The organism is Salinivibrio sp. SS2, assembly GCF_001722075.1.
In the GTDB taxonomy this organism is placed as follows: domain Bacteria; phylum Pseudomonadota; class Gammaproteobacteria; order Enterobacterales; family Vibrionaceae; genus Salinivibrio; species Salinivibrio proteolyticus.
Genome location: NZ_MEBP01000058.1, coordinates 1 through 17,207, shown reverse-complemented (window position 1 = coordinate 17,207; position 17,207 = coordinate 1). Strand labels below are relative to the sequence as shown.

At 48.6% G+C, this 17,207-nt stretch carries 17 protein-coding genes; 5 read left to right on the top strand and 12 right to left on the bottom strand.

Annotated features, from left to right (window positions below; all coding sequences use genetic code 11):
• Nucleotides 1-55: 55 nt before the first annotated feature.
• The gene (locus BGK46_RS03430) at nucleotides 56-1,939 is read right to left on the bottom strand and encodes a methyl-accepting chemotaxis protein (RefSeq protein ID WP_069587074.1); all 1,884 of its coding nucleotides are present in this window, start codon (nucleotides 1,937-1,939) and stop codon (nucleotides 56-58) included.
• A 399-nt stretch (nucleotides 1,940-2,338) separates the two neighbouring features.
• Between BGK46_RS03430 and BGK46_RS03425 the strand changes: the two genes are divergently transcribed.
• On the top strand, nucleotides 2,339-3,883 hold the full coding sequence (locus BGK46_RS03425) for a DUF3369 domain-containing protein (RefSeq protein ID WP_069587073.1): 1,545 nt from the start codon (nucleotides 2,339-2,341) through the stop codon (nucleotides 3,881-3,883).
• Nucleotides 3,884-4,017: 134 nt separating this feature from the next.
• Here the strand turns inward: BGK46_RS03425 and BGK46_RS03420 are convergent, their stop codons facing one another.
• Nucleotides 4,018-4,998, bottom strand: a complete 981-nt coding sequence (locus tag BGK46_RS03420; protein WP_084781233.1) for an ABC transporter substrate-binding protein — start codon at nucleotides 4,996-4,998, stop codon at nucleotides 4,018-4,020.
• A gap of 126 nt (nucleotides 4,999-5,124) precedes the next feature.
• Between BGK46_RS03420 and BGK46_RS03415 the strand changes: the two genes are divergently transcribed.
• Genes BGK46_RS03415 through nrtS form a run of 4 tightly spaced genes read left to right on the top strand, consistent with a single transcriptional unit; the run spans nucleotide 5,125 to nucleotide 10,276 of the window.
• Nucleotides 5,125-7,101 carry a sensor histidine kinase gene (locus BGK46_RS03415; RefSeq protein WP_069587072.1) on the top strand — a complete coding sequence of 659 codons (1,977 nt, stop codon included), beginning with the start codon at nucleotides 5,125-5,127 and terminating at the stop codon, nucleotides 7,099-7,101.
• A complete protein-coding gene (locus BGK46_RS03410; protein WP_069587070.1) occupies nucleotides 7,098-9,056 on the top strand; it encodes a PAS domain-containing sensor histidine kinase in 1,959 nt (652 codons plus the stop codon). The genes BGK46_RS03415 and BGK46_RS03410 overlap by 4 nt, the downstream gene beginning before the upstream one ends.
• 42 nt (nucleotides 9,057-9,098) lie before the next feature.
• Nucleotides 9,099-10,028, top strand: coding sequence for an HD-GYP domain-containing protein (locus BGK46_RS03405; RefSeq protein WP_084781231.1), 930 nt, complete (start codon nucleotides 9,099-9,101; stop codon nucleotides 10,026-10,028).
• Nucleotides 10,028-10,276, top strand: a complete 249-nt coding sequence (gene nrtS, locus BGK46_RS03400; RefSeq protein ID WP_069587069.1) for a nitrate/nitrite transporter NrtS — start codon at nucleotides 10,028-10,030, stop codon at nucleotides 10,274-10,276. The genes BGK46_RS03405 and nrtS overlap by 1 nt, the downstream gene beginning before the upstream one ends.
• Nucleotides 10,277-10,320: 44 nt before the next feature.
• On the opposite strand, the gene betA is transcribed toward nrtS, so the two are convergent.
• The 10 genes from betA to rimJ all read right to left on the bottom strand — a co-directional run bounded on the left by betA (nucleotide 10,321) and on the right by rimJ (nucleotide 17,137).
• A complete protein-coding gene (betA, locus tag BGK46_RS03395; protein ID WP_069587067.1) occupies nucleotides 10,321-12,018 on the bottom strand; it encodes a choline dehydrogenase in 1,698 nt (565 codons plus the stop codon).
• 104 nt (nucleotides 12,019-12,122) lie between these two features.
• Entirely contained in the window at nucleotides 12,123-12,863 is a 741-nt protein-coding gene (locus tag BGK46_RS03390) for a FadR/GntR family transcriptional regulator (protein ID WP_096628760.1), read from the bottom strand.
• Between the two features lie 193 nt (nucleotides 12,864-13,056).
• Nucleotides 13,057-13,509 carry a GNAT family N-acetyltransferase gene (locus BGK46_RS03385; RefSeq protein WP_084781230.1) on the bottom strand — a complete coding sequence of 151 codons (453 nt, stop codon included), beginning with the start codon at nucleotides 13,507-13,509 and terminating at the stop codon, nucleotides 13,057-13,059.
• Nucleotides 13,510-13,521: 12 nt separating this feature from the next.
• Nucleotides 13,522-14,367: a delta-class carbonic anhydrase gene (locus BGK46_RS03380; RefSeq protein WP_069587066.1), complete on the bottom strand. Its 846-nt coding sequence runs from the start codon at nucleotides 14,365-14,367 to the stop codon at nucleotides 13,522-13,524.
• A gap of 191 nt (nucleotides 14,368-14,558) precedes the next feature.
• The gene (locus tag BGK46_RS03375; protein ID WP_069587065.1) at nucleotides 14,559-14,978 is read right to left on the bottom strand and encodes a GNAT family N-acetyltransferase; all 420 of its coding nucleotides are present in this window, start codon (nucleotides 14,976-14,978) and stop codon (nucleotides 14,559-14,561) included.
• An 88-nt stretch (nucleotides 14,979-15,066) separates the two neighbouring features.
• Nucleotides 15,067-15,594 carry a nucleotidyltransferase family protein gene (locus BGK46_RS03370; protein WP_069587123.1) on the bottom strand — a complete coding sequence of 176 codons (528 nt, stop codon included), beginning with the start codon at nucleotides 15,592-15,594 and terminating at the stop codon, nucleotides 15,067-15,069.
• A 108-nt stretch (nucleotides 15,595-15,702) separates the two neighbouring features.
• Nucleotides 15,703-16,095 carry a hypothetical protein gene (locus tag BGK46_RS03365; RefSeq protein ID WP_069587063.1) on the bottom strand — a complete coding sequence of 131 codons (393 nt, stop codon included), beginning with the start codon at nucleotides 16,093-16,095 and terminating at the stop codon, nucleotides 15,703-15,705.
• Nucleotides 16,095-16,319: a membrane protein insertion efficiency factor YidD gene (gene yidD / locus BGK46_RS03360; protein WP_069587062.1), complete on the bottom strand. Its 225-nt coding sequence runs from the start codon at nucleotides 16,317-16,319 to the stop codon at nucleotides 16,095-16,097. Before yidD ends, BGK46_RS03365 begins: the two co-directional genes overlap by 1 nt.
• Nucleotides 16,319-16,534, bottom strand: coding sequence for a DUF4177 domain-containing protein (locus tag BGK46_RS03355; protein ID WP_069362674.1), 216 nt, complete (start codon nucleotides 16,532-16,534; stop codon nucleotides 16,319-16,321). Before BGK46_RS03355 ends, yidD begins: the two co-directional genes overlap by 1 nt.
• Before the next feature lie 57 nt (nucleotides 16,535-16,591).
• Nucleotides 16,592-17,137, bottom strand: a complete 546-nt coding sequence (gene rimJ, locus BGK46_RS03350) for a ribosomal protein S5-alanine N-acetyltransferase (protein WP_254659650.1) — start codon at nucleotides 17,135-17,137, stop codon at nucleotides 16,592-16,594.
• Nucleotides 17,138-17,207: the final 70 nt, after the last annotated feature.

Sequence of the window (17,207 nt, the reverse complement as noted above, 5' to 3'; positions counted from 1 at the left end):
CATTTTTTTCAAAAAATCTGGCTACCCCTTGGCGTCAGGATAGCCAGATGCGCGTTTAAAGTTTGTAGGTTGCCACTTTTTCGCTAAGGTTCGCCGCTTGAATACGCAACCCATCCGCCTCTTCAGACGCATCGTTCGCACTATGAACAAGGTGCTCAGATACATCTTTAATTGAAGTAATATTTTGCGTGATCTCGCTAGTCACATGGGTTTGTTCTTCAGCAGCCGTTGCAATTTGAGTCGCCATATCGCTAATTTGGTTAACCGCCGCGTCAATCTCACTCAATGCCGCAGTGGCTTTATCAGCGTCCGCGACTGAATCACCGGCCAATGATGAACTACTTTCCATAATAGAAACGGCATTGGCTGTGGTGGTTTGCAATGTCTCAATCGTGGATTTAATTTCTTCAGTCGATGCATGGGTGCGCTGAGACAAGATGCGCACTTCATCGGCAACTACCGCAAAACCACGGCCCTGTTCGCCTGCACGCGCCGCCTCAATCGCCGCATTCAGCGCCAACAAATTGGTTTGCTCAGCAATATCTTGAATGGTCGACAATACGGTCGAGATTTCTTGGGAGTGACTATCCAACTCCGCCACGATGGTACTGGCCTGCTTCAACTCATCGGCCAAGCGCGTAATTGACCTCTTGGTGTTCTCCACCACTGCCCGACCATTATTGGTGCTTGCAGTCGAATCTTGTGCTGTGCTTGCGGTGTGCTCAGCATGCGAGGCAATTTCCTGCGTCGCCGAGGCCAGTTCTGTCACGGCCGTCGCCACCATGGTAATTTCTTGTTGTTGCTGATTAATATCATCCACATTGCGTTGTGCACGATCGGTACTGCTTTTTGATTGCGATGTCAGCTGACCGGCCTGCTCTCGAATATGGCTGATGAGTTGGTGCATACTTCCTACGAAGGTATTGAAATTGTGCGCCAACTGCCCGACCTCATCTTCACTCTCTACTTCAATCCGCTGGGTCAAATCACCGCTACCATGCGCAATTTGCTCAAGCGCATTCGACACATTGGTCAGTGGTTTAAACAGGACGTTAACCAACAGGTTAAATAACAAAGTACACGCAATCACCACCCCGATGGTCACGGCGATTTGTCCCCACACCGCATCGAACAAAGGCGCTACCAGCGAGTCATAATTGATCACTGTGACCGTCATTAACCCTGTATCGGCAATCGGCTTGGCATACACCACGCTTTGCTCACCGTTTACCTCTGCCATGAGATCTTGGCCCGAACTAGCGGCATTTTTGAGCGTACTTAACGCGAGCCCTAAATCACTGACGGGTTGGTTAAGAAGATCCGTATTGGCATGAGTAAAGATGTTGCCATCGCCATTGGCAATAAACATATAACCGCGCCCAGGTAGGATAACCTTCTCAAGCCCCTCAATGATGTCGCCAATTTCAACGTCAGCACCCAGCACCACCATGTCGCCACCCAGTTGCAAGGCTTTACCTAAAGAGACCACATTGGCGCCCGTCGCTGCGGCTACCGTAGGGTTATCCATAAACACACTGGACGGATCCGCTTTGGCATTGATGTACCAACCCCATTTGCGTGGATCATCATTACCGGGTGGGAGGACCACACCGTTCGCGTTGTCTTGGCTACCATCGGGGTAAGCAAGGAACACATTGTCAAACCCACCCGAATCGCGAACCTGTTTTAAGTGCGTCACAATGCTATTAAGGTTGGCTTCACTACTTAGCGACGTCATCGCACGTTCTTTCGACACGATCCAATCAGCCACATACTGGTTATATGAGGCCGTCGTGCTTTCGAGACGTTGCGATACCTCGGTATCAAGCCGTGATAGTGACGCCCGAAATGAGAGTGCCTCAACTAATAAACCACCAATGATGATGGCGACACTCGCCGATAGCGCAAGCTTATTTTTTAATGAAAGTTTTTTAAACATAACTGCCTTGTTTGTTTATCAAAGTCTGATTGTGATTGTTGTCTAGTCAGTAAAACAGTGATCACAAAAGCCCGCAAAACCGCTTATTGTCAAATGGTATACGCATCACAACAATCTTACTGATGCGTTACGCAACACGTTGAATGACGGCACTGTTTTATCCGCCAAACCGCCAAACTTGTGCAATCGACTACATCCGATAAGCGGGTGCGTCTTCCAGACTATCAAAGACAAACAGAGCTGTTATGTGCTAGATCAGTGATCTCTAATGAGGTATCGAAACAAACTCACTAATGCAGCAATATGATTCTCATTGAGTGAGTTATCCCAACTCGCAACTTTTATTTTGCTCAACTACGCTTTAGTTAATTAAGAAGTACGCGAATAGAGGCGAAGATCATGGACTTGTTTGCGGATCAGCGTGACAACGCATCTCCATCCCAACCAGAAACGAATCAGGCTTCCACCCACGAGCCTTGGCGTATTCTGTTGGTGGATGATGATGACTTGATGCACGAGGTGACGCGCTTGGCGTTGACAGGGTTTACGTTTCAAGATCGCCCGCTCGAGATTTTATCAGCACTCTCTGGGCAAGAAGCGAAAGATATCCTCGCAAAAGAGGAAGGGATCGCACTTGCGCTGGTCGATGTGGTGATGGAAACCGAGCACGCGGGCTTAGATCTGGTGCGATATATCCGCGATGAGAAAAATGACCACGTGATCCGGTTAGTATTACGGACTGGCCAAGCGGGGCAAGCCCCCGAAGATAGAGTCATCCGCGAATACGATATTGACGATTACAAAGAAAAAACCGAACTCACCACCCAAAAGCTAAAGACCTTGCTCTACTCTATGCTGCGCTCTTATCGCGATTTGTGCATGATTGAGGAGCAAAAACAAGGATTAAAGCGGGTGATTGAGGCGTCTGCAAACGTCCAAAACACCACTAACCTCCAACACTATGCGACGGCAGTGTTGGAACAACTTACCTCATTGCTACACATTCACGACTCAGCCTTTTACTGCGTGGTACAACCCCGTCCCGGTGCAGAAGAGTCACGCGCGCTGACCCTCGCCGCGACAGGGGAATACGTCGATTGCTACAGTGAATGTGCCTTTGAGAAGCTACCCAAAACAGTTTCAGAGCGTTGCCAACAAGCCCTGAACAAACAACAAAGCATCCAATTTGATGATGGCTTTGTGCTGTTCCATCGTGATGAGGAGGATGTTGAATTTCTTCTGTACGTGAATCACGCGAAAACACTCTCCGAGCTCGACCAACATTTGCTGAAGATATATATGCAAAACATTGGGCTCACGTTCGAGAACCTCAGTTTGATGGTGGATTTACGTGAAACCTCCAAAGAACTGGTTTACAACCTTGCCAATGCGGTGGAGGCGCGGAGTAAAGAAACGGGGGCGCATGTGCAGCGGGTGTCTTTATTCTGTGAACGTCTCGCTGAACTGTACGGCCTAAGTGAACAAGAGGCCACCATGATTAAACACGGCTCACCTCTGCATGATGTGGGCAAAGTGGCTATCCCAGATGCCATTTTGCACAAACCGGGCAAGCTCGATGCTGACGAGTGGGAGATCATGCAAAAACACGTGGAATATGGTGTTGAAATTCTAAGCCATTCCAAACGCCGTTTAATTTTGGTTGCCAAAGAAATCGCCGCGACTCACCATGAAAAATGGGATGGCAGTGGTTATCCCAATAAATTGGCAGGGGAAAACATCCCTGTCAGTGGACGGATTTCTGCATTGGCCGACGTGTTTGATGCACTCGGGTCAAAACGCTCTTATAAAGATGCATGGACTGATGACGATATTCGTAAAGAGCTTATCGCACAGCGCGGCAAACATTTTGAGCCCAAACTGGTCGACTTGCTGATCGATAATTGGGACGACTTTATTGCAATCCGCGAAGCGCACCCAGACTAATCGTGTGCTTTTACCCAACAATCAAAACGCGCCGTTTGAGCGCGTTTTTTGTGCGTGTTATCCAAAGCGATTGCTTATCCTAAAATGTGCTGACGAACGGCATCGTCAGCACTTAGGCTTTCATCCTCACACCATCAATCAATGTTTTGCCACCGTGAAAAAGGCGTCAACGACCAGCGTTCCATTTCACTGGCACTATAGATCGCACGTCCTTGGCGACCAATTTGAATCGGTATCGTGCTTGCATCAGCGCCAGCATTAATTTGTTTGACGAGCTCGGCGGCATGTTGGCCTTGTGACTCACCGAATAGCACGACGCCACCAGCGGTCTTCCCTTTACCGACGGAAAAGTCCCAAAAGCCAAAGGTCGGCACCTCCACATGTTGATTGGTCCAACTGAGCACCTGATTCGCATCAACATTGTTTCCTTCACTGTCCACCAAGGTTTGATATAAACCGACAATCACCGCATCAAAGCCACTGGGTTTTGCGGCGGCGATTTCTCGTTGCCAGCCTTGAAAGGTCACGGCATTAACAATATTGATTTCAATACCCAAGCTTCGTCGAATTTGCTCGTATTGACGCAATATATACTCGGCAGCAATTTCGGAAGTCACCCCCGAGTCGAACATCACTTTTACTTTGATGTTTTTCTTTCCCAATAGCATGCTGATTTCGCGCATATTCCGCACAAATAACGGCAACTCCAGCACCCCCGTGACTTTTGCCTGCCCCTCATATTCGGCAAGCAAATGACGAGGGTTCGAGTTAATCCCTAAAAATACAATCGAGATAGGCTCGTCATAGAGCCGTGGCAACATATATTTCAGCGCATTGTCATCACCAAGCACCACGATCTCAGGCTTAGTTGCTTGGTATGCAGCAAAGGCTTTATCCGCCTGCTTTTCAAACTCACTGGGCGGCAGTCGCTTGGTATCCATTTCAAACCGCGATAGCGTGTAATCACTGCCCAATGTCCTTTCTAAACCGGCGATATAGCTTTTATCCCAATCATAGCCGTAGTGATAGCTTTCAATCAGCATCACGTTAGACGCCCACACAGGAGCGGTGGCGCACAGCAACAAGCTAGCGAGTGCTTTAATCAACAAGTGCATGATGCTCTCCTCAATAATCTGACTTTTTTAGTGTAGGCGAGCCAAGACTGACCCCCTTACCATTGCGAACAGTTTTTTTCATCTACACTTAAATTTGATTCTGTCACCATCGATGATCGTAGACGTATGAGCAAAAGCCATAAATTCGATGAAAGTATCCGCAATCCCTTCTTCAGCCTCGTGGGCCGTCGAATTTTGCTGATCATGATTTTGCTCAGCGGCTTTTTCACTGTTTTTACCACGCTCTTGCAAACGTATTGGGACTATAACGACGCATTCAATAATGTCGAAAGTCGTCATTACGAAATCGAAAATATTCATGCCGATTTATTGGCGAGTTCACTGTGGATTTATGATCTGAGTAGTGTACAAGAGCGTTTAGATGGCCTCGTTAACCTGCCCCATGTGAACTACCTTTCTGTACGTTCAGAGAATTATTTGTTCGAAGCGGGTTCACCGGTTGAAGTAAGCAAACTTGTCAATGAATATCCGTTGGAATATGACGACCCAGACACCGGACGCACGCAGCGTATCGGGACGATTTATGTCGAATCCGACACAAACACGATTTATGCCCACCTGATTCAGCAGTTCTTCCTCACGCTGTTGCTCAACGCGATTAAGACCTTGCTGGTGTGTTATCTGATTCTACTGGTTTTTCACCACACCGTGAGTCAGCGTGTATTTCATGTCGCACAATTCTTGCGCGGTTATAACCCGTTAGATCCCGGGCAGAAGAAACTTGAGCTTCCGAGAACGAAATACATCATGGAAAAGGAAGACGAGCTCGACTGGCTTGCAGCTGAAACCAATAAAATCACCGACAACATGTCAACGCTGTATCGCAACATCATGCTAGAGCGAGAGCGCCTTTCTGATTTCACCCATGTGTCCTCGGATTGGCTGTGGGAGACCGATGCCGACCTCAAACTCACGTTTTGCTCTGACCCGATGCGTCACGCTTTGGGTATCGATGCTAAACAGTTCCCCTATTTGCATGACGTGCTCACCACCATTGGTTGTAACCAATTCATTGGTAATTTGCAGCGTCAGCAAGATTTTGCGATGTGTGAGGAAATCATCCAAATTGATGAAGACACCCGCTATTTCGTCTTTCAGGCACTCGCCCACTATGGTGTTGATGGATTTCGTGGGTTCCGCGGTACTGGTATCGATATTACGGAGCTCAAAAAGACCCAATTTGAGCTCGAAACGTTAAACCAGAACCTCGAAGTCACGGTCGATGAACGCACCCGCGAGCTACAAGAAAGCATGGAGCGACTAAAGGCCGCGCAGGATCAATTAGTGGAGTCCGAGAAGTTAGCCGCACTAGGAAGCTTGGTGGCTGGCGTTGCGCACGAAGTGAATACCCCGCTAGGCATTGCAGTCACCGCCTCGTCGGTGGTGAAAGAGATCACCACGACGCTCAACGAGGCCTTCAAGGAACAGACACTGACGAGCACTCAGTTTGCGTCACTGATGAAGCAGGTAGATGACAGTATCAACATGCTCGAGCATAACCTAAATCGTGCGTCTCATTTGATTCGCGACTTCAAGCAAACCGCCGTCGACCAAGTTTCAGAAGCACATACTGAATTTGATGTAAAAAGAACCATCGATGCACTTATTGCCAGTTTACATCCTGAAACGCGTAAAGTGCCCGTCGAGCCGATAGTGAAGGGCGAGGAAAAAGTCATCATGCACAGCCTTCCCGGCGTGCTCACTCAAGTTATTTCCAATTTGGTGATGAACAGTATTAATCATGCATTCGACGATACCAACACACCACAAATTCTGATTGAGTTTGAACGCCAAGATGAGCATCTCTATCTGTGCTACCAAGATAACGGCTGCGGTGTTCCCAAAGAGCTGCATCAACGTATTTTTGAGCCCTTTTATACCAGCAAACGCGGACGTGGAGGCTCAGGGCTCGGACTCAATTTGGTTTTTAACTTGGTCAAACAAAAGCTACAAGGCGAGTTACAGTTTGAATCGACGCCCGGCGAAGGCGCCAAGTTTATGTTTTTAATTCCGTTGAACCTCGCCAATATCACTTCGCAACAACAACGCGAAGATGATCAGCATACGATAGGGAAGCAATGAGTCAACTGCAGAAGTTTGAGGAAGGCATTAATCATCCGCTGTTCAGCATTGTCGGACGGCGGATCATCTTATTGATGGTGTTTTTGAGTAGCTTTTTTACCATCATGACGACCCTGCTGCAGCTTTCATGGGACTATGAAGAAGCGTTCGATAACGTCGATCGTCGCCACTACGAAATTGAAAACGTACATGCCGATTTGATTGCCTCCTCCCTGTGGGTTTTTGACTTGGTGAGTGCACAGAATCGCCTCGATGGGCTCGTGAACTTGCCTTATATTGACTATTTGTCAATTGAGTTCGATGGTGTCGTCCTTGATGCGGGTCAGCCTATTAGCCAGAACAGTGTGATGAGTAGCACCGAACTGATTTACTTTCATCCAGATACAGGGCGCCGCATTGAGTTAGGAACCCTATTTGTCGAGTCAGACGCTCAAAAAATCTACGATATTTTGTTACGTCAGTTCGTGATCACGCTACTACTCAACGGCATAAAAACGCTGATTGTGTGTTCTTTAATTTTGTGGGTATTTCATCAAAGTGTCAGCCAGCGGGTCTTTTCAATTGCCAAACACTTACGCCATTTTGATCCGTTAGCCCCCATTCATCAGCCGCTGGAACTTAAGCACCGCAAGTTCATCATGGAAAAAGATGACGAACTTGACTGGCTTGCCGAAGAGACCAACAAAATTACCCTTCGTATGGCTAACCTATACCAAAATATTATTTTGGAGCAGGAGCGTCTTGCGGACTTTACCAGCGCGTCTTCAGATTGGTTGTGGGAAACCGATGCCGCACAGCGTCTCACGTTTTGCTCAGATGCCATGCAGACTGCGCTTGATATTGATATACACAATACGCCCAAAATCCGCGATCTGCCTTTACTCGCGAACTGCCACTCGTTACTTGATCATCTTGCAGACTACGAAAACTTCACCATGTGTGAAGAGCAAGTACTATTGAACAAGCGTCCTCATTACTTTGTTTTTCAGGGCATTGCTCACTTCAGCGATGAAGGGTTTGTCGGCTTTCGCGGCACGGCGATTGATATCACCGAACTAAAACAAACTCAGCTTGAGTTGCAATTACTGAACCAGAACTTGGAGAAAACCGTCAATGAACGGACTCAAGATTTGGAACAGAGTATGGAGAATCTAAAAGCGGCACAGAACCAGTTAGTAGAATCAGAAAAGCTGGCTGCTTTGGGAAGTCTCGTCGCCGGTGTTGCGCATGAAGTAAACACGCCACTGGGGATCGCAGTCACCGCTAACTCGGTGATCAAAGAAGCAGTAGCCACACTCAATCATGCCTTCGCGGACCAATCCCTCACCAGTCAACAATTTGAAGCCGTGATGAAGCAGATCGTCGATGGCTCCAACATGCTGGAAAACAACCTCAATCGTGCCGCCCGCTTAATTCGGGATTTCAAACAAACGGCCGTCGATCAAGTCTCAGAAAGCCGCAGTCAGTTTCGTGTTGTGCAGGCGCTAGACGCGCTGATGGGGAGTTTACGCCCTGAAACCAAAAAAGTGCCCGTCGTCCCCATTATCGAAGGTGATGCCAATCTAGAAATGAGTAGCTTGCCCGGAGTATTGACCCAAGTCGTCTCAAACTTGGTAATGAATAGCGTGCGGCACGCATTTGAGAATATCGAAAACCCAGAAATAAAAATTAAAGTCAGTGATTTAGGCGATGAAGTGCAAGTCGTATACACCGATAATGGTGTAGGTGTACCGCCTGAACTACATCAGCGAATTTTCGAACCTTTTTACACCAGCAAACGTGGCAAAGGAGGTTCGGGGCTTGGCCTCAACTTAGTGTTTAATCTGGTTAGACAAAAGCTTCAAGGCAAACTAAGTTTTGACTCAGATATCAACCAAGGCGTGACGGTGGTGCTCACGTTACCGAAGTTCTTACAAGTATCCGCCCCATCGGAAAGTGAAAGCGTTTCACGATAAATCAGGTCTAATCTTTACATCTGCTTAATAAAGGTACGCGTGATGAAATGGTTACGTCAGTGGCTGGCCGCCGCACCGAGCGATAAGCACGCACAGCGCTTATTTCAAAGTCTGCTCACTTTGGCGTGGAGCGTGGAATCAAAAGACCCGTATACCGGTGGGCACCTTTGGCGAGTATCGCGTTTTGCTTACACACTGGCGGAGGAGGAAGGCTGGTCAGAGGAAGATCGCGCTGCGGTTACACTCGGAGGCTTTCTACACGACTTAGGTAAAGTCAGTGTGCCCGATGAGATCTTGCGCAAGACAGCTCAACTCACCGATGACGAGTTTGCCGTGATCCAGAACCACCCCAATGAAGGCTTGTATATTCTTGAAGGCCACCCTCTCGCTACTATCGTCAGTAATGCCGTTGGACTTCACCATGAGCGCGTTGATGGTAAAGGTTACCCCAATCAACTTCACGACCACCTTATCCCAGCGGATGCCAAGGTGATTGCCATTTGTGATGCGTTTGATGCAATGACCAGTCAACGCCCCTACCGCAATGCCATGCCAAAAGAAAAAGCCATTGCCATTATTGAAGAGAACCTCGGCACTCAGTTCGATGAAAAGCTGGGCGCGCGCTTCGTCGCGTTAGCCAAGGCCGGTAAACTGGATTCGATCATTGCGCACACTGACGAAGGGATCCCCTTATATCATTGCCCCACATGCGGCCCGACCATTACACGGTATCGCTCTGATAAATCAGGACACCTCCTCCACTGCCCCGTTTGTTTGCAACAAGCGAAGCTGGTGAAGGCTGACGGCACTTACACCCTCGCACCCACCGGGATTCAACTTTCACCGGCTAAACAGCGTCGCAAGCCTGATACGGCATTAATTCGTCGGGTGATCCAAGAAACCATCGATACAATCCCCACCCAAGCGCTACTTGCTCGGGCGAATGAACGTCATCTTGATCTGGACACCTGATGCGACCGCTCATTCGCATACTCGTAGAGCGAAGCTTGGTCATTAACGCGATCAAAATAGCTTTAGTGGTGGGGACAATACTCAACATTATCAATCAAGGCGATGCGCTGTGGGCCGATGGCTCATTTAGTATCGGCCATGCCCTACTCAACTATCTCGTTCCCTACAGCGTGGCAAGCTATAGCGCGGCAAAGTACCAACTCAACCAGTCAACAAGCCCTTCAGATAACACGGACAACGCCTCATAAAAAAGCCAGCATTCTGCTGGCTTTCATCCGAAAACAGCGGCCGATTACGCCACGTCAGCCGTCGCTTTTTCTACCGACTGAGATCCAGTTTCTGGCACATAACGGTAATACTCAGCGTCTTTCGCGGGTGCGAGCGTATGCCCCATAATCATATCTGCCGCCTTTTCAGCCACCATGATCGTCGGCGCGTACAAGTTACCATTGGTAATCGCTGGGAAAACAGACGCATCGACGACACGTAGATTTTTCACCCCATGCACGTTCAAAGATTCATCCACGACTGCCATTTCATCGCTCGCCAAGCCCATTTTGCAGGTACAGCTGGGGTGGTAAGCACTTTCCCCTTCGCGTGCCACGAAGTCGAGGATCTCTTCATCGGTTTGCGCATCGCTGCCCGGTGATAACTCTTTACCGCGAAGGTGGTCAAACGCAGGTTGCGCAATGATATCTCGCGATACGCGAATCGCTTCCACCCACTCTTTACGCTCTTGTGGCGTAGAGAGATAGTTAAAGAAGATCTCTGGCTTCTCATCTGGGTTAGTGCTGCGAATTTTAACGTAACCGCGCACATCGGTATTCATTGGTCCCACATGCAACTGGAAACCATGTCCTTTGTTGGGGGCCGAACCATCATAGCGAATTGCCAGAGGTAAAAAGTGGAACTGCAAGTTCGGGTACGCCACCTCATCATTACCGCGTACAAAGCCACCCGCTTCAAAGTGGTTGGTCGCGGCAGCGCCTCTACGACGGAACAGCCAATCAAAGCCGATTTTCGGTTGATTATGGAACTTAAGCGCGGGATACATGCTGACTGGCTCTTTACATTCATACTGCACGTAAAGCTCAAGGTGGTCTTGCAAGTTTTCACCCACACCCGGCAAATGGTGAACCGGCTTAATCCCTAAGTTTTTCAACATGGTCTCATCGCCAATACCCGACAGCTGCAACAGCTTCGGTGAGTTGATTGCACCACCACAACTAATAATCTCGGCACCATAGGCGGTTTTCTTCCGTCCCCACTTGCGGTATTCCACACCGATAGCCGTTTTGTCTTCAAACAACACTTTATCGGTTGTCGCACCGGTGATCACAGTAAGGTTTTTACGATTCATCACCGGGTGTAGATACGCTCGCGCAGCGCTGTGGCGACGACCGCGATAGATATTTTGGTCGAAAATGCCAAAGCCTTCTTGCTGATAACCATTTACATCGTCGGTTAATGGATAGCCCGCTTGCTGGGTAGCATTAAAGAAGGCACTAAACAGAGGGTTATCGCAGTCTGCTGTACTGATAGCCAGTGGACCATTGTTGCCATGGTAATCATCTTGGCCCTGCAAACGTGTTTCACACTTGCGGAAATACGGCAGGCAATGGGCATAATCCCACTTTTTCAATCCGTGCTCGTTGGCCCACTTCTCATAGTCCATGGCGTTACCACGGATGTAAATCATGCCATTAATGCTGCTGCAACCGCCAAGCACTTTGCCACGAGGCTGCGCGATACGGCGATTATGCATGTTCGGCTCTGGCTCGGATTCATATAACCAGTTATAAGTACCATCAGTCAGCAAGTATGTCAGTGCGGCGGGCATATGAATGCGAAAATCAAGTCGATAATCAGGACGACCCGCCTCAAGAAGTAGCACCTTGTTATCTGGATTGGCACTCAAACGGTTCGCCAACACACAGCCTGCTGAACCCGCGCCAATAATGATGTAATCGTAGTTTTGTTGCAGTCCCATAAAACCTCCAGTTTTCCTTCCCGCGCACAGTGACGTGTTCGCCATCTTGGTGGCGCGGTTATGGGTGAATGTAATTAGAGGTTTCCTTTTTGAAGTGTTTTTTATTATTTGCTCGATGCTTGTGCATCAATGCATTGTTGTAGCAACCGATAGTGGTGGCTGATCGTTGCCTGCGCCTTAAAAGGCTCTGCGGCAACAATGTGGTGGACGGTCTGCTGCCAGTTTTCCACCGTTTGGCGACGATACTCCGCCGCCTGATAAAGGGCATAATCGTGCGAGCTAAAGCCTTGTTGCAGCGCATGCATCACCCACTCAAAGATTGGGTTGCCTGACATTTCAGCAATCAGCAGGTTTAGCGCCCGATCTAGCTCCCCTAATCGATCAAGATCTGGGCTCACACTCGCCGCTTCAGCCGCTAAAGCTTCGACGGTTTCTTGCAGTGTGACTTTCTGCGTCTTACTCGCACGACTCATCGCAAGCAATACCAAGCTTTGGTCGACCGTTTCACGAAACTCCGCTACTTTCTCTGCATTGATATGGCTTTGCTTGAGAAACAGCGCCAGTGATTCACTGATATGATGAACATCCACTTGGCGTACGACAGCACCGCCTTTCTGACCCTTGCGGATTTCAATCAAGCCTTTTTGCTTGAGTGCCTGAATCGCCTCACGCACCACACCACGCCCTGTTCCGAACTGTTGCTGAAGCTCACGCTCACTGGGTAGTTTGTCACCCGGCTTTAGCGCCTCGGACAGAATCGCTGACTCAATTTGTAATGCCACATCTTCACTGGCCCGGCCCATTTGCACCGGATGAAAAAGGCTTTGTGTGGTTATGTTCATCATCACCCTCTCTTTTGGTAGGACCAAACTAACAATTCTTTGCCATTAAAGTCAAATCTCATCTCGCTAGCCTCGCTTTGGTACGACCATTACCCATAATAGAAAATCAACTTATTGGATTGATAAATATGATAAAAATAAAAAATCCCGCTTGGTTTTACCGAAGCGGGATTTTTTCACTGTCTGCAGACGACAACTAACTTTGGTAAACCATTCGCCACTCACGCTCTCCGGTGTGTGGATCCGTTTGCTCTCTATCAACCACAAAACCGTGACGTAGATAAAACGCGTAACTGGCGGTATTTTTCTGATAAACCGTGAGGTCGATAGTGGGCTTTTGCAGTTTGGCATGATCGAGCAATTGACTGCCCACACTAGCGCCTTGATGGACAGGATCGACAAAAATCGCCGCCAGCGTATTACCATGCAATGCATAAAAGCCAAGGATAACCTCTTGATGGGTTCCTACCCACACCTCAGCCATCGGTAAGTAAGAGGCACGCATGGCGTCACGTTGCTGATGCCAGAACGCCTCATCAATGAAATCATGCGCCTGCAGTGAGGCATTTAACCAGATATCTAGAACCGGCTCCGTATCATCCGGCCGCATACGACGAATGGTTAATCGATTGGACGCCGTCGTTGACATACTGTTCCCTTTTTATTGCTCGGAGAGTAACGCAGGCTGAACCACCAAATTACGCACACCGTGCGCATGATGCTCTTCAAATACGTTTGCCTGACACCAGCGCTGAATACTTGCGATGTTGACCTTTTTGACCTTCGGGCGGACCCGCCACGTTACTTGGTACGGCGATCCTTTCTCGTTGTAGGCCGGACCGGTCGTTGAGCCGAGATAGCTTACCGCCTGACCACTATCTTCGGGCAGGTGAATCGCTTGATAGCGCCCTTTGCGCTGACCAACCGCCGTTAGGCGCGTGAAATCAGCGGCACTGTCATCATTCACCGCCACAAGCACTTGTGCCTCAACCCGCAACTGTGGATTCACCGTCGCATCACTTAAGCACGCACCCAGCGTCGGACCCGGCGCGACGGACGCCGTGCTATACACATAGTGAAGTTCCAAAGTGTCGCCAACCTGCACACTTTGATGCTCACTGGCACACACAGGCTGGTGATATGCCATGCGCTCAGCGTCGGTTAATTGTCCCGTGTAAAGGTAACCGGATTGGTAACCCTGCCCGTCCCCGATCCCAGCATATCTCGTGAATTCGCCGCCTTTATGCTCTGCGTTTTTATGAAAATGAATATTGCACAAATTCATCTGCGGTGCGGCAGGTGCATACTGAAACCGTTGTGGGTTAGTGCCTGAGAGTTGATCAATATCGCGGGGTGACTGAGGACCAAAGCCCTTACCTAACGTCGCTTCAGTAAGGGATTGATGCTGGTTAGCCAGTAACGTTTCATCATTACTGACGGTCGCGAAAACGGAAGTGGAAAGCAGTACGCTGAGAGAGGCCGCTAAAAATGAACGTGATGTCTTCATGATTCCTTTCTATCTGTGAGTCAAAAACTTGCGAGTCTAGTCCTGTTACTCGCAAGTATATTGATCTCAGCCGTAGCGCGTTGATAAACCACACAACGCGACCCGTTTTTTGGAATCTTTATCACTGTTTTATCACGACAAATCAGTCAGTTGCTTGTCGGAATGAGAATTTAACCCGCTCAATGTTCGACTCAGTCCGCAAGCTTTTTAGTCATAAAGTGCAGAGAATGGTTGAGGGGATAATCATCTAACGTCATCTGACATTGATAGCCATGTTTTTCATAGAAAGGTTTAGCTTGAAAACTAAAGGTATCGACAAAGGCCATCTTACAACCTACCTCTTTGCCGTACTCTTCCAAATTGCTCAATAGATGACTACCAACATGGCGTTGACGAAAGGCGTCATCCACCCAAAGGTATTTAATCAACAGCCATTGTCCCCAGGTGTTGGCTATAATTCCACCCACTCGCTCATCATGATCATTAAAGGCATAACCAGCTAACGACCCTTCTGGGATCCCGGCAAGAAACGGGTGATTACTTTGCTTTAACCCTTGGCGAATGGCAGTAATATCATCATCACTCGGGTTAGCATCCATACGATATTTCATGTGTTTACGTATCCATACTGATTAACACAGAAACGAGTATGCCTTGGGTGGCATGGACAATCTGTGTCCATGCGCACTTTATCGGTTCTTACTCCGCATTGATTGGCTTAGCTGCCACCGAACATTGGGTTGTTACCGTTAGCTTTGGCCAATGGGTTAGCCATTGCTTGTGATCAATTCGCTGCTGGAATATCGACCAAGGGCGAGCGGGATTGTGGCTGAGTTTCAGTTCAAACAAAGACTGTACACCGAATGCGGCAATCACTTCACAGCGCTGATTCATATCGAGGCGAACCGCAATGGCCGTTTCCTTTTCGGGCCAAAAACGCATCGCATCCAGTGTGCTCGCATACGGCCGATCTTGATGCTTTTCATGCATTCTTGCTTGGTTACGCACCTGCCAAGTCATCTCAGGCATGGTTTTTTGCAACAAGGCTTCAAGGTATTGCTCGCGCTCAATGCTGGTGTCTGAGGGATCAAAGTAGATCACATCAATATCATTGAGCGCACTCGGCGGGTACTTATGGCATGCATCCCAGACCAAGTTGCGAACAAACCCGGCGGCGATATAGCACTGGGGTAAATTGAGGGACTGAACACATCGTAACGCACGCATCCTCACAGGATCTGCCTCAATCAAATCAATTAAGGCGCGACGATATGTCTTCTGGCATAAAAAGAAATGGTGCTGGTGACGTTTACGGATCCGACGACGTTTCATGAATTAGTCACCACGACGGACGTGTTCGAATATTTCGCGTGATACATGATAGTTATACTGCCTGGCAATTTTCTGGGCAAAAAACAGCTGTGGTAACTCAAATAGCACTAAGCCAACCAAAATCAACGCAAAATAAGGCTGACTCATCACTAAGCCGATAACGGCGATCACCAATAATGCACATTCTACGACAAACAACCCATACCTTCGCAAGTAAAGATGATGAAAGCCACCAAGGAATGCCCAATTCAGCGCCGCATAGGTATCGGGATCTTTGAGCTGTCTGGCTTGCTCGGCAAAATAGCGTTTTTTCTGGCTTTGGGTCAAGCCATTCACCTGCTTCCTCAGTGCTTCTTCTTGCGCCTCCAGCGCTTCGATCGGTTGGGTAAAACGCATTAAGGCACCTCGTCGTGAATTTTTTCAATCGCATTGGGATTATTACAGCGGCGAATGCGCGCCAATCCGAGTTGCCAGCCTCGGAGTGCACCGTATCTTTCGATCGCTTGGCGCGTGTACTCCGAGCAGCTCGGCTCGAAATTACACTCAATATTGAACAGTTTCTTTGATCCACCTTTAGCTTGGTAACGATGGATCAACGTAAGCGACAAATACTTGAGCATTAGCGACCTAGGGTGACAATCACTGCCTCACGCTGCCAAAACAGCATGTATCTTTTCTTTTCAATGACTTGAAAAACAACCTGCCAGCCATCTTGCGCGTATTGATTGAGTTCGGCTTCGAGGCGTTGCAACGGCAAGCCACTTGAGCCCAGCAATAAGGTGCCGCAACCACCTTCAACAATATGAACAACTTTGTACTCGGTAAACTGACTCATTTTTTCTCCTGACAGTTAAATGGATAAAACGGAATGTCCGACTGGTGATTCCACGACTCACTCTTCCATGGCTGGATTGAGTTTGGCGGTGAGGACATGATCTTGCCAGCGGCCATTGATTTTGAGGTAACGGCGAGCATAGCCCTCGCGCTCAAACCCTAGCTTGGTGAGTAGCCGCTCACTGCGCGTGTTGTCCGGAATATAGTTGGCCATCACACGGTGCAACCCAACCTGATCAAATACAAAACGGATGCCTGCTTGGATGGCTTCGTGCATGTAGCCCTGCCCTTGATAATGCTTGTCAGCGGCATAACCTAACATGCACGCTTTAAAGGCGCCGTGAATGACATTAGTAAAATTGCACACCCCTATCACATCGTCCCGTTCATGATGCAAAATCACAAACTTGAAGGCTTGCTGCTGTTGAAACAAGTCTTTCGCTTCTTGCAGCGCGCTATGCCAATAGTCTTCGCGATAAAATGCGGCAGGACGTATGGGCTCCCATGGGGAAAGGTGAGCACGATTTCGTTGATAAAACTGCGCCATCATGTCGGCTTTTTCTGGGGGAAGTAAAACCAGTCTCGTCCTTGGCGTGCTTAGCACTTGGAGCCTCCTTGCATCGATTCGCGCGACAGACAGTACTAACATCTATCGCATCGAGTAGGGTGAGGCG